At 56.9% G+C, this 22,650-nt stretch carries 9 protein-coding genes; 3 read left to right on the top strand and 6 right to left on the bottom strand.

The genetic code is table 11. From position 1 onward, the window contains the following. The first annotated feature begins 449 nt into the window (after positions 1-449). The gene (locus CA51_RS22330) at positions 450-13,655 is read left to right on the top strand and encodes a GEVED domain-containing protein (protein WP_145123360.1); all 13,206 of its coding nucleotides are present in this window, start codon (positions 450-452) and stop codon (positions 13,653-13,655) included. 65 nt (positions 13,656-13,720) lie between these two features. Continuing rightward, positions 13,721-14,473, top strand: a complete 753-nt coding sequence (locus CA51_RS22325; protein WP_145123359.1) for a hypothetical protein — start codon at positions 13,721-13,723, stop codon at positions 14,471-14,473. A gap of 246 nt (positions 14,474-14,719) precedes the next feature. On the opposite strand, the gene CA51_RS22320 is transcribed toward CA51_RS22325, so the two are convergent. The 5 genes from CA51_RS22320 to CA51_RS22300 form a co-directional block, all read right to left on the bottom strand. Beyond that, entirely contained in the window at positions 14,720-15,634 is a 915-nt protein-coding gene (locus tag CA51_RS22320) for a diacylglycerol/lipid kinase family protein (protein ID WP_145123358.1), read from the bottom strand. A gap of 53 nt (positions 15,635-15,687) precedes the next feature. Continuing rightward, positions 15,688-16,821, bottom strand: a complete 1,134-nt coding sequence (locus CA51_RS22315) for a carboxylate-amine ligase (protein WP_145123357.1) — start codon at positions 16,819-16,821, stop codon at positions 15,688-15,690. Between the two features lie 126 nt (positions 16,822-16,947). Then, positions 16,948-18,153, bottom strand: coding sequence for an amidohydrolase (locus tag CA51_RS22310; protein WP_145123356.1), 1,206 nt, complete (start codon positions 18,151-18,153; stop codon positions 16,948-16,950). Positions 18,154-18,305: 152 nt separating this feature from the next. Next, positions 18,306-19,019, bottom strand: coding sequence for a phosphatase PAP2 family protein (locus CA51_RS22305; RefSeq protein WP_231745836.1), 714 nt, complete (start codon positions 19,017-19,019; stop codon positions 18,306-18,308). A 366-nt stretch (positions 19,020-19,385) separates the two neighbouring features. After that, a complete protein-coding gene (locus CA51_RS22300) occupies positions 19,386-19,745 on the bottom strand; it encodes a hypothetical protein (RefSeq protein ID WP_145123355.1) in 360 nt (119 codons plus the stop codon). A gap of 187 nt (positions 19,746-19,932) precedes the next feature. On the opposite strand from CA51_RS22300, the gene CA51_RS22295 reads away from it, so the two are divergent. Continuing rightward, positions 19,933-21,072, top strand: a complete 1,140-nt coding sequence (locus CA51_RS22295; protein WP_231745835.1) for a YihY/virulence factor BrkB family protein — start codon at positions 19,933-19,935, stop codon at positions 21,070-21,072. Between the two features lie 52 nt (positions 21,073-21,124). Here the strand turns inward: CA51_RS22295 and CA51_RS22290 are convergent, their stop codons facing one another. After that, the gene (locus CA51_RS22290; protein WP_145123354.1) at positions 21,125-22,510 is read right to left on the bottom strand and encodes a phospholipase D-like domain-containing protein; all 1,386 of its coding nucleotides are present in this window, start codon (positions 22,508-22,510) and stop codon (positions 21,125-21,127) included. Positions 22,511-22,650 lie beyond the last annotated feature (140 nt).

The following is a 22,650-nucleotide window of genomic DNA, read 5'->3' as shown; positions in this document are numbered from 1 at the left end:
CTACCTTTCTGCCTCCGTCATTCCTACCAGTACTCTGCCAGGCAACCTCTGTCAGCATGCTGTTAATAGGCTCGCCAGAGGTGGCGTTCAACGAAAACTGTCAAAGTTCTTGGTTTTTCTTTTCCGGTTGACGCGGACGCGGACGCCTAAGACCAGTAGAGCCCGTCTTACCATTTCAACTTTCGCACAAAACGGGCATCGTCGTCACCGACTACCTGAACGCCGGACAGAAAAACGTGGGAAAGCTGCGATGTCACGTCAATGACGGGCATTCCGAAATCGATTCAAACAGCAACGCCGAGGCAGACTTCGTCAACGATTGTCACAGCCAGGCTGCCGCCGTGTCTGGCAATAGAACAGAAAAGTGTGGACCGATTCGATTCGGTTTCCGCATGGATACATGATGGCTTGTAAATCCTGGATATCTCCGCAAAAAGATTGAGTTTTCCATGACGTTCTCACCCATTCGCCAATTCGATCGCTTCGTCGCTACCAGCAAATCACGCCGTTCCCTGGCAAAACGCCGCAAAAACTCGCTGCAAAGACGAAAGCGACGGTCGATCGTCGAACGGTTGGAGGATCGGCACTTGCTGGCAATTGATTTTGGCGATGCGCCGGATCTGGGCGTCGGCACCGGCGTCGGCGACTACCAGACCTTGCTGGCCGACAACGGGCCCAGTCACGAGGTCAGCTCGCGGTTGTTCATGGGAGCGATCCCGGATTCGGAAGCGGACGCCCAGCCCAATGAACAGGCTGCTGGAGATGATGATCGAACCGGCCCTAGAGACGACGAAGACGGCCTTCGCAACCCAACTCTCGATCTGGCTGTGACCGTGACCAGCAGCCCCACGGTCAACGTCTTCGTGACCAATACGACCGGGCAGCCAGCGACGCTGTACGGCTGGATCGATTTCAACGGTGACGGGGTATTTGATAACGCAACGGAACGCGCGTCGGCAGACGTCGGTTTTGCCATATCGGAATCTGTCCCGCTGCAGTTTCCGGAAATTCAGCCCGGTTTTCACGGCAGAACTTACGCGCGTTTCCGGCTAGGGCTGGACGCCGACACCGCAGCTCAAAATCCGACGGGGGCGGCGGGAATTGGGGAAATCGAAGACTACCAGGCGCAGGTAACCATTCCGACACGCATTGAATCTTCACCGTTGCGCCTGAGCACCGAGATTTCGTCGGGACTGTTGGCGGACAACGATTTCGGCAGTTCCATGGTGACCATTGGCGATCTTGATGAAAACGACGCGATCGATCTCGCCGTGGGGGCACCGGGAGACGACACGGGAGGGAACGATCGTGGTGCCGTGCACCTGCTGTACCGCGATGAATTCGGCGCAGTGCTGAAAACCGACTATCTGGCATCCGGGATGTCGGGACTGCACGAACTGAACGACTTCGATCTGTTCGGCGCATCCGTCAGTGCCACTGGTGACCTGGACGGTAACGGGGTCACGGACCTGTTGGTGGGAGCACCAGGCGATGATACTGCTGGCGCTGACAGCGGGGCCGCCTATCTACTCTTTCTCGACGTGGTGGATGGCCGAACGGTCATTGAGAAGAGTGTGGTCTATGCGTCCGGAATGAACGGAGTGCCGGAGCTGGACGACCAGGGGCGATTTGGATCAACGGTCGCAGCCGTGGGTGACATTAATCGCGACGGAATCGGCGACTTTGCGATCGCGCAAAAGCAGAGCCTTGGTGCTGTGCATTTGCTGTTTATGAACGCCGACGGGACAGTTCAGGAAACCCGGTTGCTGCAGTCCGGTACGGACGTAATTCCTGCCAGGAATGAATGGGGGAAGTCTGTGGTCGGTCTGGGCGACGTTGATGGCGATGGAATTCCGGACCTGGCGGTAGGGGCTGTCTCCTCAGCCGACATCCTGATCCTGAACGCCGATGGCACCGTCAGGTCATCAAATAGGCTTGGGGAAAGCGACTACGTTTTCGGAGATTCGCTAACGGCACTGGGGGACGTGGATGGGGACAAAGTTCCGGACTTAGCGGTTGGAGCGTCGCGGCGAACCCATGTTTATCTCCTCAACACTGACGGGATGATTGCTCATCAGACCTCGACGAATTTTTTTGACGGCATTGTCCATTCGGTCGCTTCGACTGCAATTCCACTTCAGGACGATGCGACCGAACTAATCAGTTTCCAGGATGGCAAACTCATCAGCAGTCGCCTGACGGAAGCCATTTACAATGACGAAGGGCAAGATCACATCGATGACTTCACGGAATCCTTCATATTCGATACCCTCTGCCCTGCCTGCGAAGATCGAGCGCTGGCTTATATCGGCAAGGTGGATGCGTCGGGTATGCCGGTCGCCGAAGATGCGACTCTTGCCAATATCGCAGTGGGTGTCCCGGGCTATGGCGGATTTGGGTTCGACAGTGGCGGTGTTCAAACGATCATTCGCTTCCAACGCGGGGCACAGACTGCGAAGCTAATCGCTTCCAACACGGGCGGCATGGGGCCCCTCGCCCCCAATGACCGATTCGGAGCCGCATTGGCAGAAGCGGGCGACCTGGACGGCGATGGCTATACGGACCTCTTCGTCAGCGCTCCGGGCGATTCATTTAGCCGGGGAGCCATCTACGTCCTGTACCTTAATTCGGAAAGCCTCGTAAAGAACTATGTCAAGCTCGACATTGATACGAATGGAATTTCGTTCAGTCAGCTCGGCGGATCGATTGATGTGGTGGGCGACATGAACGGGGATGGCATCGATGACCTGGTGGTTTCGTCTCTGACGGCGGATCGTACACGGCACCAGGTACAGTTGTTGCTGATGAACGAGGACTTGACCGGTGGGCGCTTGCAGCGGATTGCTTCCCCTCCTGGAACGGAGCCCAGTTGGGGCACTGAGGTTGTCGGACTCGGCGACATCGACGGCGATTCCGTTCCCGATCTCGCGGTCTCGGGGCCTCAATCGAGTCGCGTCGATCTGCTGTTCATGAACCAGAGTCCTCTGGCAGGCTCAACGGCTGGCTTCAAGTCGTTCACTCAAATTCCGAATGACGGCGAATCCCTATTTGGCGCCTCATTGGCGTCGATGGGAGATATGGACGGCGACGGCATCGCTGAACTGGCTGTTGGTGCAATGAATCGGGCTTTTGTGTTCTTTTTAGAATCCGATGGAACTGTGGAACGCAGCACGGGGATTATTCGGGACAGCCTGTACGACGATGTGGATATTCCCATGTCATCGCTGGCGGCGCTGCCAGGACACACTGGCGACAACTTCGTCTATCTGGCGGCCGCGTCGGAAACGATCCGTATCGATGGCTTGGTGCGGAGCTTGCCGACAACCACCCAAAGTTTCAATCAAGCCGTGCGTCCCATCGACAACCAGGAGTACGCGCATTCGCTGACGACTGTGGGCGACCTCGACGGCAACGGTGTGACAGATATCGTCTTGGGAAGCCCGGAGATGGGCGCCCTGCATGTCCTGTTCATGGGCGCCGGCACCTTGCCCTATAGTAACAACGGGCGGGTCGAACGAGTGACGGAGATTTCCAGCGAGGTGGTGAGCTATCCGTACGCGCGAACAATACTTCGTGGGGGACTCACCGAACCGATTCCCGGCCTTGGATCGTCCGTGGCAAACATCGGAGATCTTGACGGAGACGGGATCACGGACTTACTGGTCGGCGGTGACAATGCCCATGTGCTATTCCTTAATACCGATGGGACCGTCCGCACGACAGCGTCGATTGATGTGGGCGACGAAGTCGCCGCCGTAACCGGCTTGGGGGACATTGATGGCGATGGTGTCGTTGATATTGCTCTCGGTACTCCCAGTCGCAACGTTGGGACCGAAGCACCGGCGTACTCATGGGGCGGTGTTCACATCCTGCTGATGAACCCAGACGGTAGCGTGAAGAGCCAGCAGATCGTTGACAAATATACGCCTGGTCTACAAGGAGCTGATGGCCTTCTCGCCTTTGGTGCGTCACTGACCGTTGTGGGCGATATCAACGGGGATGGCGTTCCCGACCTGGCGGTTGCGGAATCTGATCAGTCAAATAGGGATCTGTCGGACGTCCACGTCCTGTTGCTGGATCGGAACGGCTCGATGATCGTAGATCAGGTCATCCAGGAATCTCGGATCGGAACGACCGTTTCATTAGAGGACGCCGTGCTGGTCCCTGCGGGAGACCTTGACGGGGATGCCGTACCCGATCTCAGGATCTACACGAGAAGCACCAAGCGGATTGTGCTCTTCAATAGCGACGGAACGGTCAAAGTGCAATCAATCAAAGACGCAGGTGACGACAGTACTGTCTATGACTTCTCCGCCACGCCGCTTCCGGATCTCAACAATGATGGCGTCAATGAAATTCTTGTAGGAACCCTTGTTAGAGCGTATGGCTATGGCCGCCGGGAACTGGTGATCGACTACCCGAGGCCGGAATTCACCCTGATTGGCGATCTGGGTGATGCACCAGACGTGGGAAAGGGTACGGCGGCGTGGGACTACAACACGTTTCTGACGGACGACGGTCCGCGACATGGCATGTCTGAGGGACTCTATCTAGGCGAATCGGTTAGCATCGATGAGCTGCCGAGCCTCTCGACCGCTGCAGATTCGGACGACGACGACGGCGTGGTCGACCCGGTGCGTGATCTGCACATCACAGGTGTGCCAACCATCGAACTACTGGTGACCAACGAGTCCGGTGTCGACGCAAAACTGTACGGTTGGATTGATACCAATTTCGATGGATCCTTTGACGAAAGCGAACGGGTTTCGACAGACGTTATCCCATACGGAATCAACCAGTCGGTCACGCTTGTTTTCCCTGAGTTGCCGCTCGGATTAGCAGGCGTCACTTACGCTCGTTTTCGACTCAGCACCGACGAAGCCGCCGCATTGCCGACGGGTGTTGCCAGCGATGGAGAAGTGGAAGACTATCTGGTCACGATTGAGACACCGTCTGCACCGGCACAAACGATGTTTGACTATGGCGATGCCGCGATCGGAAACTCCGGAAGCATTGTTTCCACAGCGACCACGCCGCAGCCTCAGCTTGTCGTCGGGGCGTTTCACAACATCGGAGACATTGACGGCAATGGGACAACTGATCTGGCCGTATCGGTGTTGATCGGTGGAAACTCTCCCGGCGTAGAGATCCATTTGATGAATCCGGATGGCACCGTGAAACGAGTGGAGTCAACCGCGATTCCTGTCGACCTTCAGACGCACCGTTTGGGCGAATCGTTCACGGGATCGGGGGACCTGAACGGCGACGGCATTCCCGATGTCGTCATCGGATCAACTGGGATCGGTAGCGAAGCCGCGGGCCGACTAGATGTCGTCTTTCTGGGTCGCGATGGGAAATCGATTGGTTCCGCAATCATCGGAGGCGACAGCGGAAATGGACCACCGCTGTCTGAATTAGCCGGTTTTGGGATCTCGGTCGCTTCGATCGGAGATATCGACGCGGACGGACACGATGATCTGGCCGTGGGGGCCGCGGGATTCGAAGGGGATGGCCGTGTCTTCATACTCCTGATGGGTGCGGATGGTGTGGTCGACGATTACGAAGTGATCACAGGACCGGGTGACTTCGGTAGCTCGGTCGTCAATCTTGGGGACCTCAACGGTGATCTTGTGACCGACTTGCTGGTCGGTGCCCCGACCTATTCTGACGCGCTCGCCAATCGCCGCAGCGGTGCAGCTTTCGTCGTGTTCATGAACGATGATGGCACGGAGCAAGGCCGGAACATCATCTCTCAGAGCACAGGGATCGGCATTTCCGCAGATGACCGGTTTGGAGCGTCCGTGGCATCGCTTGGCGATGTCAGCGGGGATGAGATCATTGATATCGCTGTTGGTTCTCCGTACGACAACACCGGCGGTATGAATCGAGGTGCCGTCTACGTCTTGCAGCTGGCAACGGATGGCTCCGTAACCGATATCTCCAAGATTGCCACTGGGATGGGAGGCGGTCCGGAAGACTCGGCGGACAACCACGGATCCTTCGGACAGTCCATCGCTGTGATGGACGATAACAACAGCAATGACCTGCCGGAATTGCTGGTCCGCGCATCCTCCAGCGACTATCGGGTTGAGCTGGCCAGTGCTTCAAGCGTCATGCATTCGCCATCGCACGGACTCGATTCGAACATTTTTCTGGGTTCGTTCGTCGATGCCGAAATTGCACCGAATCCGAACGATGCGGCGACAGGCGATGACGTCACCGGTTTTGGTAACGACGAAGATGGCTTGGTTAATCCATCACAACTACGAAATCTGGCCGTCGGTCAAAATCCGTCCGTCGATCTGTACGTCACGAACCTGACTGGGAGTGATGCAACGCTGTACGGATGGATCGATTACGACATGAATGGCGAATTTGATGAGGGCGAACAAGTATCCCTCTCTGTACCTTCTGAAGCCGTCGGTAAAGGCAGCCTTGGTGAGATAGTCACGCTAACGTTCCCTGAAGTTCCAGAAGGATTTTCGGGAACGACCTACGCGCGGTTCCGCTTCAGCACCGACGCAAGTGCGGCGGTTCCCACCGGTCATGCACTCGATGGCGAAGTCGAAGATTACGTCGTGACGGGACTTGGTAACGGCTATCAGAACCTCATCCCCGCCGGTTCGCTTGATCCCGGTTTTGGTGATGGAGGAGTCGTCAGTTCGGAAATACGGCAACCAACCGGCGATACCGGTGGCTACGTGGTCGCGTATCCATCAAACGGACAATCGCTGGTCCTGGGAAATGCTTCCGGGGATGTCACGGTCATGCGGCTGAACGCTGACGGTGGCGTTGACGGGTCGTTCGGCAACCTAGGTGTCGCTAAGTACCGGATGTGGTTTGACGGAGCCCGGATGTCCGCCAGCAGTATGGCCCTGGATGATCGAGGTCGGATCATTATTGTCGGGTCACTAAGCTTCACCGATGGATCAGGAAGAAGTGAGTTCGCGATCACTCGGTTAACCCCCAACGGGCACATCGACACCAGCTTTGGAATCGATGGATTTCAGTTCATCGACTTCGCTGAACGCAAAACGGGCGGCCCTGACATCGCTATCGACAGTCAAGGACGAATTGTGGTCGGTGGAAGTGCACAACATATCGACGATCGAGATTACGACTTCGCGGTCGCTCGGCTAACCACTGACGGAGTGCTTGATTCGGACTTCTCCGATGACGGGAAACACCATTTCGATATCGGCGGAACGACGGATATTTCAACGTCGCTCACCATCGATCCGCAGGATCGTATCGTGATGGGCGGCTACACGAACGTCCATTCGGGCATCCAAAACGATCTCGCCGTGGTTCGCCTGACGACCGACGGCGTACTGGATGAAAGTTTCGATAGCGACGGTATCCAGACAATCGACTTCAATCACAAGTCCGATCTTCCAGGCTCCGTCGCGATCGACTCGCTGGGGCGAATCGTCGTGACAGGGCGATCTATTCAAGGCGGCGAGACGGGAACGGACACTGCGGTCGCCCGATTGACAGCGGACGGAGCACTCGACACCACCTTCTCCGATGATGGCAAACAGCTCATTGACCTCTTTTCGCAGCAGGAGCTTACGACCGGGCTTGTCATCGACAGCAGCGATCGCATTTTAGTCGGTGGCTATACACGACTTGTGGAGACGAATGATGACCTGGCGGTCTTGCGACTGACAACCACCGGCGAACTGGACACAACCTTTGATGAAGACGGTATCCAGTTGATCGACTTTAATAAGATGCGTGATTATGGCGGCCAATTAGCGATCGATCCACAAGGCAACATTCTGGTTGGCGGTACCGTTCAGAATGGCACATCCTCGTCCGACATCGGCGTCGCTCGATTGACACCGAGCGGCGACTTCGACAGGACCTTTAGTCGAGATGGCAAACTGACCACGGACATTGGGAGCCCCGCCTCATCATATAGTTCGGCATCAGAGATTGTGGCCTATCAGCCTGATGGAAAGATGGTCGTTGTCGGAAACTACAATGGTGCCATAGTACTCGCTCGACATTTTGATGACGGAACGGTTGATCTTACCTTTGGTGATCGCGGCGTCGCGACGGTGGACCCCAATCCATTTAGTAGTTCCGGCAGCCCGATCGGCGTCCATGTCGACGCTCAGGGTCGGGGCCTCTTTGTAACTCAAGGACGACAGGAAAGTTCCAATTCGGGCACTCTAGAGGACATTCACATTTACCGTCTGACGAGCGACGGTGAATTGGATGTCAGCTTTGGAACGGATGGATTGCGCGTGATCGATTTCGACAGCCAACGCGACAATCCATCCGACTTCGCCGTCGACAGCCAAGGACGCATCCTTCTGGTGGGCATCTCGGGATCGAACCGTTTTCTGATCCGGCTCACGCCCGATGGTTTGATTGACCCGACTTTCGACACCAGTGACTCCAGCGGACTGTCCTATCCGACGAGTTACATTGCAATCGATGAAAACGACAATGTCGTGCTTGTCGGTCGTGCTTCGAATGACATCACTGCCGCACGATTCTTAGAATCAGGTCGCCTGGACCGAAATTTTGGAGACGATGGCATTCAACGCATTAACTTGGTGGATGGCAGTCAAGACAGCAACGACTTCGCGACAGGAGTGGCGATGGACAAATCCGGACGCGTCGTCGTCACCGGATATTATTATAACCCTTCGTCTTCGAGCTATCATCTGGCCATCTTATGGTTGAACCCCGATGGATCGCTCGACGTCAGCTATGACGACGACGGCAAAGTGTCATTTGACTTCGGGTCAGACAACGAACGTGTTTATTCTCAGTCCGTTGATAGTTCCAGCCGTGTGGTAGTCGGAGGATACACCACAGTGGCGGGAGTATCGACGTTTGCAGTCGCGCGCTTCAACCCTAACGGGACTTTCGACAAATCGTTCGGCGTGGAGGGCAAAAAGGTATTGGAAGGTACCGCAGGAACGATTAAGAGCGTATTCGTTGATGAGTTTGACCGAATTCTAATGGCTGACTCGAACTTCGCCATCCTCCGATTGCTGTCCAATGACGGTGCAGGCGGAGAATACCTGGCGAGTTTGCTGACGAAAGACTTCGGCGATGCACCGGATCTGGGAACGAATACAACCGGGTCCTACAATACGCTCTCCATCAATCAGGGGCCGACGCACGTCGTTTCTCCGTCAATCTTTATGGGTGCTGGCGTCACTGTAGAACTCGACGCGATTCCGGTTGAATCGGCCAATTCTGATACAGACGACGGAGTGGTTGCTGTTTCCCGTGATCTCATACTTAGTCTTGGCCAGGTTCCGATAGTCACCGTTCAAGTAACAAACGATACCGAAGTCGACGCCTGGATGTACGGCTGGATCGATTACAACGCCGACGGTGTCTTTGATCCTGAAACGGAACAAGCCACTAGTGTCAGCGTGAACGGAACAACAGCGGATGAACAACTGGTGATCCCGGCTGGCTTCAAGGGCAACGCGGTACTCGCGTTCCCCAGCGTTCCTATTACATCCGCAGAATCGACGTACGCCCGTTTCCGTCTGAGTACCGATGCTGCTGTCGCCAATCCCACAGGCCCAGCGGCCGATGGGGAAGTCGAAGACTATCAGGTCACGATTCTGACCAAAGACTTTGGTGATGCCCCTGATCGCTACGGGACACGAGTCGCTGACGGCGGGCCATCGCATCGTTACGCGCCTGGTCTAAGCATTGGTTCGACGATCGATCTGGAATCGGACGGATATGCAAGCAACGGGGCTATTGGCGATGACTCGGTCGGTGAGACCACGGATGAAGACGGCATCCTAAATCCCAATGTGCAACTCGACGTGACGCCAGGAGTCGCTCCTTCGGTTAGTGTGTTGGTGACCAACGACACGGGACTGCCTGCCAGACTCTACGGCTGGATAGATGTTGACCTCAGCGGAACGTTTGATTCTCACGAACGACGTTGGGTTGACGTACCTGATGGTAAAAACGCAGCTCAGGGGGACTTTGTAACCCTGCCCGATTTCCCCGCTATTGCCGAAGGTAAATTCGGACAGACCTATGCTCGGTTCCGACTTAGTACCGATTTTGGCGATGCCGTCGATGACTTAGGGATCGCCCTACCCATCGGATACGCTGTAGACGGCGAAGTTGAAGACTATTTGGTGACGTTCCTGAATCAAGACTTCGGAGATGCGCCTGATAGTTACAAAACATCGGAAACAAGCGGCGGCCCCTCACACCAAATTGACGCGAATCTATTGTTGGGCGATAGGATCGATAGCGAGCGGGACGGATTGCCAACTGTCTCTGCAAACGGCGACGATCAGTCCGCTTCGATTGATGATGAAGACGGATTGCTAGACGCCGCCAGTGACCTCAAATTAGTCGTTGGCGAAACTCCAAAGGTTCGCATCGTGGCAACGAATCTAACCGGGCGGATGGCGGCTGTTCATGGCTGGATTGATTTTAATGGCGACGGTGATTTTCTTGACGCGGGAGAGCACCAATACAAATCCATCGCGAGCGGCGCTATCAATGCTCAAGTCGATTTAATATTCCCGCAGATCGACGCGGAATTTTTCGGCACGACGTATGCCAGATTCCGGCTAACCACTGACTTTGTGGAACCCCATGCGGTTGCCCCAACGGGACGACTAATTGATGGCGAAGTGGAGGACTACGTTGCTACGATCTCCATGCCTCTAGACCCCACGACGTTGAGTCCTCAAGAATTCAGTATAGATACGCAATATTCTCTCATGCTCGGTAGCCAAAATATTGACACCCTGGGGTTCGACAGTCTAAGTACGAACTATGGTGCTTCGGTTTCAGCATTCCCTAAAATCGATGATGAATTTTCAATATTCGTAATTGGTGTCCCGGGACCAGTGGTAGATTCAGGTAGCGACGTTGTCGAATCGGTCGTGGGGAATGGGGGCCAGTTCCGACTGATCTATAGAGATGCCAACGACAACTACCACCATACACTAAGATGGGGTTGGGAGACGGAGTATCTGGGAGAACGACACGCGACCGCGATTGCTTCTCTAGGGGATATTGGCGGCGATGGAACGCAGGAGATCGCGATTGGCCGCACAGGAACGGATTTGCAAGTTGCAGAAGATGGTAGTTGGACGCGAGGAAATAAGGGTGAAGTGAAAATTCTATCTCGTGGCGACGACGGAAAATGGACTGGAATCGCTCACCTCCGATCTGGGAATGATGGCGTTCCTCTATTGGCCGATCATGATCAGTTTGGCTACGCGATTGCAAATGTTGGATTGATCGATAACGATGACGTTCCCGATCTTGCGGTCTCAGCGATCGGTCATGGAATTGGCCAGGGGGCGGTCTACATTTTGTTAATGAATGAGGACGGCACCGCCAAAGACTATACCCGCTTGGAAAGTGGAAATGGCATGATGCCAGAACTCCCGGCTGGAACGCAGTTCGGGCGGTCAGTCACATCTTTGGGAAACGGGCTCATTGCGGTCGGTGCGTCGGGGAACGGCACGGCTGAGTCCATCTATATTATGCAACTTGGCAGCAATGGTCAGCTTGTCAGTCAACCCGTTCAATATGCGCCTGCAAGTGAACAGCCGAGCGGTTTCGGAGATGCCGTAGCCAGCCCGGGTGATTTAAATGCCGATGGAGTGGCCGACCTGCTGGTCGGTGCTCCGCTCTATGGAGCACGGGGCGCCGTCTATGTCTTGTACCTTAACTCAGACCACTCCGTTCGCGGCACGGATCTTTTGACAACCGCAACGACCGGTATGCCAAGCCTACAGCTTGGTGAGCGATTTGGTAGTTCGATCGCAGTGTTGACCGAACTGGGGGCGGATGGCATTGTCGAACTAGCCGTAGGATCACCAGGATACGGAGACTACGACGCCGGACGTGTACGGCCGTTTCTGTTGAAATCTAAGCTGACGCCGGATACCCTCGCTGATGCCGTCGCTGTATTGTCCGATGAATCAAAAGATATCGTGACCACCGCCGGAAATAGCAACGTCTCGGATTGGCTACAGGCCGTCTCGGAGTTACCTGCTTTCCCGCGGCCGAATGATATCGTCACGATAACATTGAACCTGGAAGAAGCAGGGATTGAGAATAAGTCCTACGTGGGCCTGACCGTAACTGTCCCCAGCGGTTACCAACTGGTCATTAACGGCTCCAACGGCCCCGTCACCTTCCAAGGTGCGTCCCCTGCCCTGACCGTTGTCTCCGGCGATGTTTTCGTTCTCGGTGACGTAACATTCACCAACGCCACCGACGCTCCCACCATCCTCGTCCAGGGCGGAAGCCTGACGCTGCGAAATAGCATCATCGAAGAAACGACGACGGCCGATCGACCGGCGATTCACGTCACAGGCGGAACCGTTGATTTGGGGACTGCCAACGATCCCGGCGGGAACACGATTATCATCCATGGCGATGGCGATCTTATTGAGAACGCTAGTCCTGATCCGTTGTCAGCGATCGGCAACACGTTCCAGATCGATGACGTCCCGATCGTTTCGAAATTTGAAATCGAAGCCGAGATCACCGACTATTTGGAGCAGCACGATGCGGGATTGGTCAGCTACTTCGCCAACAAGGTTTTCGATAGCCTCGTTGCTGGCACGCGGGACCTCGACCTGCTGTCGCTGGTTGCTGATCTAGAACTGACCGATCCGACGTTCGTTATCACGGAAGCGGTCAACGGCGAAGCCGAAATCCTCAGTGACGATCATACCGTCCGTTTCGTTGCCAAAGAACTCGGTTCCGCCAGCTTCCGTTATTCGGTTCGAGTCGATGATGTCGAAGTCGCCACGCGAATCGCCCACTTTGATGTCACAAATTTGCCGCCTGTGGTTGCCGTCGAACTTGCTGAGCTGACGGTCGACGCAGGGGATGTTGCGACAAATTCCGGTACGATTGCGGATTCCGAGGGTGATACGATTACATTGTCAGCATCGATCGGCACGATCATCACATCGAACGATGGCAGTGGAACCTGGACTTGGTCTCTTGACACCAACGACGTGCCCGACGGTAGCCACACCGTTACGATCACGGCCACCGATAGCGTCGGAATCACTTCACGCACGACGTTCAGCCTGACTGTTAATCCGGCAGCGAAACCGCTGGCGGTGACTGGCGTAACGGTCAACGACGGGGCGGTCCAGCGTAGCAACACGACGGAGTTGGCGATTCAGTTTGATCGTGATTTCGATGCTCAAGCTCTGATCAATACGGGGCAAATCATGAACTCAGTTTCGCTGCATACCGGAGCAGGTTATAGCACCGATGTCGCCCTGACCGCTGATCAATTCCGTTGGGATGCGGCGACGAGCCGGTTGCTGATTGATCTAGCCGCGGCAGGCACTCAAACACGCCTAGCCGATGGACGGTATGAACTGCGAATTCACAGCACGATTGATTCCAGTTTTGTAGATTCCGATGGCACCGATGATGAAATCCACCGGTATCAGTTCCATCAACTCCAAGGCGACTTTGATGGAGACGCCATTGTCGGAATATCGGACCGAGACACCTGGTTCGACAGCTCCAAGGTCCGCTTCGGAGCACGTCTGGGAATGTCAAGCTATGACTCGACATTCGACTTTGATGGCGATGGCATCCTCTCCACACGCGACTACTACATGTGGCTTCGCAGTTGTGTGGGGAAACAGTTGAATTAACAGCGAGCACCCAGAAACACTCAACCTTGAATTTATCCGTATCCGGTTGTAATAAGAGAAATCTAATGATTTTCAGCCTACTCAACATTCGAACACGACTGATTGCCACGTTGGTGGCAATCGCTGTCTGCAACGTCAGCCAATCACAGGCAGGCATCATCACAGCTAATTTAACGACGCTCGATCCTATTCTGTCGGGACAAACGGTCAACTTTGACATCGACCTCCTGAGCGTCGCATTGCCAAATCCCACGGACAGCATCATCTCAGTGACTCTCGACTTCACGGCCAGTGATGCTGCACTGACCGGCGCCGGCTTTGACTTCTCTGGGTTTTCGTTTGTTGCAGACCCAGGGCTTATGGGTGAGTTGGGTTTCTCGTTTGATCCAGATGTTTCCGACGACGGGCGAGTCACGCTGGATGCGGACGTGCCACCATTCGGTACTGATTCTGGTATCCCGAATGGTACCGGTTTCACTCGGTTGGGAATCTTGTCGGTCGTCGCTCCAGCACTGGCTGGCGACTACAGCGTCAACTTTTCTGTGGACAGTTTCGATCCAATCTTTGGCACATCGCTGCTCCTTGACGACTTTTTTACGACCCTGGCCCCAAGTGTTCAGGGGGCAACCTTCACTGTCGAGCCCAGTACCAGTGCCATCGTCCCGGAACCTACCAGTCTAATGATCTTCGGATGCATCTCCGTTAGCCTGATGTTTCGCTCGCGCAACACTCGCCGTGGCCAAGCACATCGTATAACAAGTTTGGTGCCAATGCCTTCCGAAAACTTGTCCCAAATCGCTTACACGACTCGTCATTGATCGTAGGTTGGGAGCCACTGGTTCGACAGAGCATCATGCTAGGTGATGCAGCAACACCTCGGTCAGACGCTCTCGAGATTCTTGCTTTGCCTGTCGCACTTAGTCGTCAATAATCATGCATGCAAACCGATGAGATGAGATCTTTCCCTCGCAATGGCCGTAACGGGTGCGTACCTTTCTTCCGCGGCACCGTGAAAAACGTCACGGAAAGTTAGGGAAACCGAAGCAGGGGCACTCAGTCTGGGATCAGGTCACCACCTCACTCTGTTCGAATTCTGGTCCCACGAACATATTGATTGCTGCGGGCATGACTTGGAATTCGACAGGTTCCTGTTCGATCACTTCACCATCGAGAGTGAACCGCATCGCGGGGTTGGAGCGGAGTGTCAGGCGGCTCGCCTTTTGGAAGAGGATCTGTTCGCACTCGAGGAAGTTGCCCAGTAGATTGCCGGCGATCATCTCCAGCATGTCGGTGGCGTCGCCGTCGCGGATCAGGATTACATCCATCAGGCCGTCGGCGGGAGAAGCTTCGGGAGCGACGACGATGTGCCCCGCGTTGGTCTTCCCGTTTGCCACCAAGACGGCCCACGAATCGAAGTCTTTGATCTCGACGCCATCGATCTCCGCCGCGATCTGAAAGCTCTTCATATCGGTCAGCACGCCGATCGCTCCACGCAGGTAACTGAACGCTCCCCAACGCGACTTCAGTTCATCGGTCAGCTCCTCCGAGACGCGGACGCAGTTCCCGCCGGCGGCAACGTTTGCGTAATACTGCTGCAACCCCTCGCCCCGGATTCGGATCACGTCGATCGCGACCGATCGGCCAGCTGAGATCAGCCCCACCGCCTGATCGATGTCGTCGGGGATCGCCAGCGTACCAGCGAAATCGTTTGCGGTTCCCAGCGGGATCACCGCCATTTGCGGCCGTCGCGCCTGATCGATCTGCATCAGTGCGTTCACGATTGCGTTGACCGTGCCGTCTCCTCCGGCCGCGATCACCGTGTCGTCGCTGCCTTGCAACGACTCTTCGATCGTCGATCGCAAGTCGACCTTACGCGTCAGTTCGACACAACGGGTTCCGTCGGCGTCCATCGCGCTGCGCAACCGTTCGATTTGTGCGGCTCGACCAGAGCCTTGATTCCAGATCAACAGATGACTCATATTGTCCTACATGAGCAGAGAGTAAGAGAGGGCGTTTATGTGAGGGGAGTGTTTCAGCAGGCTGCGGGCGAAGTGTCGTTTGCGGTTTCTTTGATCGCCGCCTGGACGACAGCCGCCAGATTGCCTTCGGTCTGCATTGTCATACGCTGCCGATCGGCGCCACAGCCGTCCCGCACGACGCTTTGCACAAACGCTTCGACACACTCGCGGTCACCCGACGCGGCCAACGAGGGAGCGATGTATTCGAGCATCCGAGCTGCCGATTCCGTCGCCGTGACCTTCTCGCAGGTCAATGGATCCAGCAGATCCGCGCTGACTCCATAACGTGCGGCATGCCAGATCGCAAACGACAACAAATGCGATCGGATCGGCGGATACTCTCGCCCCGCGTGAATGTCGTCACAGGTCTGCATCACAAGAGCACGTACCAGGCCCACGTGTCCGACGCAGTGCTGCAACGATGTGATCACGTCGGCGCATCGGTATTCGATCGTCGGCACTTTGACCGACAGGCGGATGTCCCAGTAGATGAAGCTTTCGTCTTTGATCGCTCCCGATTTCGTCAGCTCGCTCAAACAAGCTTCGTAATCGTCCAGATCCTGGAAATGTGGCGGCGCACCAGCCATCGGCCACTGCACCCAGACCTCGCGGCGATAGCTGGCGTAGCCCGTGTCCTGCCCGTTCCAAAACGGGGAATTTGCTGTCAACGCTTGCAACAGCGGCAACCAACGCCGCGTCTGGTTCATCACGTGCAAGCCGAGCGTCTTGTCCTGCATGTCGACATGGACGTGGCAGCCGAAGATGAACAGCGAGCGGGCGATATGTTGGAACTGTTGCCCCATCGCTTGGTAGCGGAACTTGGGCGTCAGCGTTTCGGATTCGGGCAGCGGAAAGGGATTGGTCCCCGCCGATACGAGCGCCGCTCCGGTGTTTGCCGCCGCATCGATCAACAGCTTGCGAACCCTTTGCAGGTTGTCGCGAACCTCGTCGAGCGTCTCGCAGACATTCGACGCCATCTCGATCTGGTTTAGATGCAGTTCCCGTTGGATGTCAGCTTCGGGCTCGCGTCCCAGCTGCCGCAGGACCTCGCTGCATTTGGGGATCAGCCGCCCCGAAGTCGGGTCGACCAACTGATATTCTTCTTCGACGCCAACGGCGGGAACTTTCGAGCGACTGAAGGAAACCATGGAAACTCACCAGCAAAAGGAATGATTTGTCGAACCGGAGATTCGAGGCAGTCCTCGCTCGCGGGACGAGCCGAGGCATATTCGACGGACGATCGCGCGGGACGCGATGTCGCGTTGCTTGTAGCGTCAGCGGAGATCGATAGCTGCCAAAGCCAACGCCGCCGCGCCATAGGGCAATGCGGCTTCATCGATGTCAAAGGTTGGGGTGTGCAGCGGTTGCTGGCCGATCTCGATCCCAGCGACGCCGATCCGCATCATCGCTGCGGGGACCTTCGACCCGAAAAAGGCAAAGTCTTCCGCTCCCATGCTCGGTTGGTCGATCTGGTGTACGTTCTCCTCGCCGACGATTCTTCCTGCCGCGATGCGAAATGCCGCGTTGATCAAGGGATCGTTGATCACCGGCGGCGTGTGACGGCTGTAGGTCACCTTTGCTTCGACGGGGTATCGCAACTGCAGCGATTGGGAGATCCGATCGATCTGGTCTTTCGCGTGCTCCGCCGCGGCGATCGACAGCGTCCTCACTGTTCCTCCAAGCGACACCTTGGCAGGGACGATGTTCGCCGCCGACCCGGCTTGGATCTGCCCTACATTGACGACGATCGGATCGCGGGCGTCGTACGAACGAGGCAGGCGAGAGTAGACCTCGTGGATCCACGCGGCCGCCGCGCCAACCGTGTCGCCCGTTAAATGAGGCCGAGCCCCGTGGCCCGCTTTTCCGGTCAGCTCCATCTCAAAGACATCGCAACCCGCGGTGAAGGCGAGGTCGCGGAATCCAAACGTGCCGACGTTGCGAGACGGATCGACGTGCAACGCGATCGCGCAGTGAACCTCTTGCAACGCACCCGCATCGATCATGTGGATGCCACCGGTGCTCGTCTCTTCAGCGGGTTGGAAGATCGATCGGCTAGCGCACGTTGTCGGCAATTCACCGGCGTCGCGCATCTGCTTCAAGATCGCTGTCGCTCCCCAAACCATCGTCGCATGGGCGTCGTGACCGCAGGCGTGCATCACCCCGGCGGTTTGGCTGGCGTAACAAGCTTCCAGTTGAGTCTGCAGCGGCAGCGCATCGATGTCGCCACGCATCGCGACGCGACGTCCCGGCAGCGGAGCACCTCCGTCGATGTCGGCCCAGACGCCGCGGCGTCCTCCGGCATATTGAGGTGTTAGGTTGAGTTCGGCGATTCGGTCAGCGAGATAGGCCGTCGTCGCAAACTCATGCTCCGATAGCTCGGGAGCTTGGTGCAGCGAGCGTCGGATCTGCCGCATCCGCGGGGAGAGCGATTGAGCTCGCTGCAGCACCGCGCGGCCGATATCGGGGACTTCGGTTACCATCGGACACCGCCTGTTGGGCATGGTGTGTTGAGCAATGGAACATCGATTCGAGAGGGCATCGATTCTGTATCTTCATTTTCGTATTCGCAGCGGCCGGCAACCACCGCCGGTTGCCTTTGCGAAGAGACAGAGATGCAAACGGTGTGCCGGTTTTAGCGCGAGGCGAACCGACGGGCGATCAACCAGCAGACGACGGCCCAGACGAGTCCTGCCCCCCAGCCAGCGAGGACGTCGGTTGGATAATGCACGCCCAGGTAGACGCGGCTGATTCCCACGAGAACAGTCGACAGCACGGCCAGCCCAAGTACGTAGACTCGCACCCAGAAATGTTTCAGAACCGGAGCCAGCAGAGCAGCGAGAGTCAGATAGACGACCGCCGACATCATCGAATGGCCGCTGGGAAAGCTGCTCGTATAAACTTCGGCCAGGTGTGGCACGACGTCGGGACGCGGTCGGGCGAAGAACTGTTTCAGCAGCGAACTGACGATGATCCCGCCGATCGTGGAGACCAGCAGCACGACCATCGTTCGGTACGCGCGGTGGATCGCCAGGAATCCGGCCGCCGCGGCGATTAACATCGAAAGGACCGACACGCCGCCAAGGCCCGTGATGTCGCGGCCAACCTCTCGCATCCATCGAGGGCCGATCGGTTGCGTCGGATCATCCGCTTGTCGCATCGATTGAACGACCCAGCGATCAAAATCTGCGGTGCTCCCCTCGGTCACCTCGTCGGCCAATTCGATGAAGCCCCAGCTGACCGCCACAACTAACAGCAGCGCGATCAGGACGATCGGTTCGCGACCGCGGAAGTATTTGATTCCTGAAGCCGTCCAAGAACGCAGGTGTCGCGGAGCATTACGGAGCACGGAATGCGGTTCCTTTGATCGATTGATTGATGTGAGGCATCAGGCGTCGAGCGACGCCGCGGCGGGATATTGCGTGTCTTTGTTTGGGAGAGCCAGTCGGCACGTCGCTGTTCAGCGGAACCGGACGCTATCGGCTTGTCGGTTTAGTCACAACGAGCTTCCTTGCATTAGCCGTTTGGGCGTTAGCCCCGGTTCAGTGGCAGCGGAACCGGGGCTAACGCCCAATCGGCTGATTAAACCGACAAGCTGCTATCCCGTGCCAGTCGAAGCTTCAATTTGGAATGACCATCCGGTTTGCGACGCCGCACTTTCGCGGAGCGAAAGGCGACCGACCTCGCCCTGCCGCTAGGAGCGGAAGTATGGCGATCAAGAATCGGTCGCCGAGCTGATGTTCGCCGGTTGGGCGGGTTCGGCTTGAGGATCCTTCGGATGACTGCTCTCCCATCGGACCAGATAATCGTACTTGCGTTGGACCTGGTTCGCCACACCACGGATCTCGGCTCCACGCTGCGTCGAACGCCCCTCACAAGCGTCCAGGATCCTCGCCTCCAATTCGACTCCCAACGGTTGTTTCTTTTGTCGCTCAAAGCCGCTCATCAGCAGCGACTTCAGCAGCGGTTCGATCCGTTCGGGAAGCGACTCGCGGTCGGCTTCGAGCGAATCGCAGCAGAGTTTGGTCAGTTCGGCAAGTTGGCCTTCGACTTCGATATTTTTTTCGTTACTCATTCGATCGTTCCTCTTTCGCTTCGTGATTACCCCGCCAGCTGTACTGGAACTGGCTGATAGAGCGAGTCCGCGACGCGGGGTGCAAATGGGTTGGACCCAGATAGCGAGCTAGGAGCATTTTGCGTGCCGGTTCGGATTTCAGCGGCCGGCGGCGGCGTGGCAGGATTGGCAGCGACCAGGTTGCTCGATGTTCCGCCAGCCGGCTAGCAATCGAGCCGCCGCGGCGACCGAACGGGACCTGCGATCGACTTCGCTAGCTTTGGCATATAAGTTGCCAACGAATATGTGGGAAGTTGTTACTGGCGGCGAACGTCCGATTCGCTTCGCCGCGTTACCGCGTACAATGTCGCGGCATGTTGGAATCTTGCAGTGCCGCGACCGGCGGCGGGACGATCTATCGATTGGATGGCGAGTGTTTAAGGTAATTAAGAAAACGTTTACAGGTTTTGTCGACGATCAGTGCACGACGCTCTCGGCAGCGCTCGCATATTACACGATCTTTGCGTTGCCCCCTGTTTTGTATTTGTTGCTGACGGTTTTGGTGTTTGGATTTTCGTTGGCTTATACCGATGGGGAAGCCGAGACCGAAGCGCGAATGCTGTTGGAGGACCAGGCGGCCCAGCTGCTTGGCAACGAAGCAGCGACCGAGCAGATTACGAGCATCCTGCAGCGGGAGAGCGACGCGGGGGGGCACTGGTGGAAGACGTTGCTCAGTTTTGCTGGGATCTTGGTGGGAGCGACGGGAGTTGTCGGGGCGATCCAAAGTTCGCTAAACCGCGTCTGGTCGGTCCGTCCCGATCCGGCCAGATCGAGCATGAAGACGGTCGTCGTCAAACGGCTGCTCTCCCTGGCGATGATCCTTGGGCTGGGGTTCCTGCTGCTCGTTTCGTTGGTGGTCTCGACGATTCTTTCGGCGATCGGCGCGCGGTTGTCGAGCGTGTTTGGGATGGACGAAGTGTTCGCCCGCGGGATCAACGATGGCGTGCAGTTTGTCGTCACGTTTGTGATCTTTGCGGCGGTCTTCAAGTTCATGCCCGATGCCAAGGTGTTGTGGCGGGACGTTGCGGTGGGAGCGTTCATCACGACGCTGTTGTTCTTGGCGGGACGGTTTGGATTGCAGTGGTATCTGTCCAACAGCGATCCGGGAGCTCAGCTTGGTTCGGCCGCCGCGTCGCTGGCTGTGATCCTCGTCTGGGTTTACTACAGCAGTATGATCTTTCTGCTGGGAGCCGAAGCGACGCAGGCCTTTGCATCGGTCTACGGCGGTGGAATCCAGCCCGACCGACATGCGGTTCGCGTGGTCGAGTCGATCCAACGGACCAGTTAATCAACGGCGGTGGTGTCTGCGGTCGCGCATCGCACGATCCGCTCACATCACGTTACAGCTCCGAGGCAAACATCCGCACCGCGGTCGCCATCACGGCGCGGACGCGGGAGCGGTCGGTCACTCCGTGGGCACATTTTTTCGCCATCCCATCGTACCATTCGGCCAGCATCGCGATCGTGTCGCTGTCGTGGGCGACGACCGAGAGTTCGTAGTTCAGGAAAAACGAACGCAGATCAAAGTTGGCCGATCCCGCTAGCGCCACGCGATCGTCGACGATCCCAACCTTGGCGTGGACCATCTTGTCGGGATACCGCAGCAGCGTGGCGCCGAGCTCTTCGAGATCGTCGAAGTAGTCGAAGCGTGCGTAGTCGACTGGTCGCAGGTCGCTCTCCTGCGGGACCATGATCCGCACATCGACGCCGCGTCGGCAAGCGGATTCCAGCGACCGCATCGCCAGTGGTGGCGGGATGAAGTAGGGAGTTGCGATCCAGATCCGATGCTTCGCTTGGTGAATCGCGTACAGCCAGAAGTCGTCCAAGATGACATCGGGGCCATCGGGGCCGATCGGCATCACAGTCAGGCGAGCTCCTTGTTTGGCCTTCTCGCCGTCGAAATCCTCTAGCTTTGGGGGCGGCAAGTCTTCTTTCGTTTCGAAGTTCCAGTCGCTGCAAAAGACGGCCTGCAGCTGCACCGCAGCGGGCCCCTCGATCCAGAGACTCAGGTCCAACCAACTGTCGTCGTCGGCGTGTGGGGCGATCTGTTCCTGCACGAGATTCGCGCCGCCAAGGATCGCCCGTTTGCCATCGGCAACAGCCAGCTTGCGATGGTTGCGGAAGTTGAGGTACGCCAGCCGGCTCAGCTGCGACATCGGCTTAAACCGCTCCGCCTTGCCGCCAGCTTTGCGGACTCGATCCAGCTGCTCCTCGGAGACTTGGAACGATCCAAAACCGTCGCACATCAAGCGGACTTGGAGGCCCTCCTCCGCGCGAGCACACAACCGATCGACGATCCGGTTGGCTGCTTCGCGATCATCCAGGATGAACGTCGTCACGTAGATCGCCTCTTCGGCTTTATCGATCAGATCCAAAAAGGCAGCCCGCGTTTCGGCGACGTCAGCGAGCAGGCGGAGCTGATTCCCAGCGGTCGGGCGATGCAGCCCGCGGTGCATCAGAAGGTCTTCGAAATCGTCGCGTGGCGGCTCATCGTTCCCCGGCTGTGCGGGGATATCGACGAGGTCGCGGCTCTCGTGCTCCGCAGAGATCTTGCGGCCGCCGAGCCACAGAAACAGGATCAATCCGATCGGCGGCGACAGCAGCACCAGCCCCAACCAACCGATCCGCCCGATGCTGTGCCGTTGATCATTGCGGATGATCGTCATGGCGAGAATCGTCAAAAACGCGCCGACGACACTGCTGACGTAAGCGACGATCCATATCATATTGGCTCCAAAAATCGAGGGGGAACGGCGAGACCGATTATAGCTTCCGCCACCTAAGTGTCAGGTGACGGCGGTTTGACAGCAGGATCGCGGTTTGCGATGCGTGCCACGCCTGTATAGCGATTTTTGTGCCAAAGCGA

The sequence above is a fragment of the Rosistilla oblonga genome (assembly GCF_007751715.1).
Taxonomy (GTDB): domain Bacteria; phylum Planctomycetota; class Planctomycetia; order Pirellulales; family Pirellulaceae; genus Rosistilla; species Rosistilla oblonga.
Note: the sequence above shows the minus strand (reverse complement) of the source record. Positions and strands in the feature narration are given on the sequence as shown.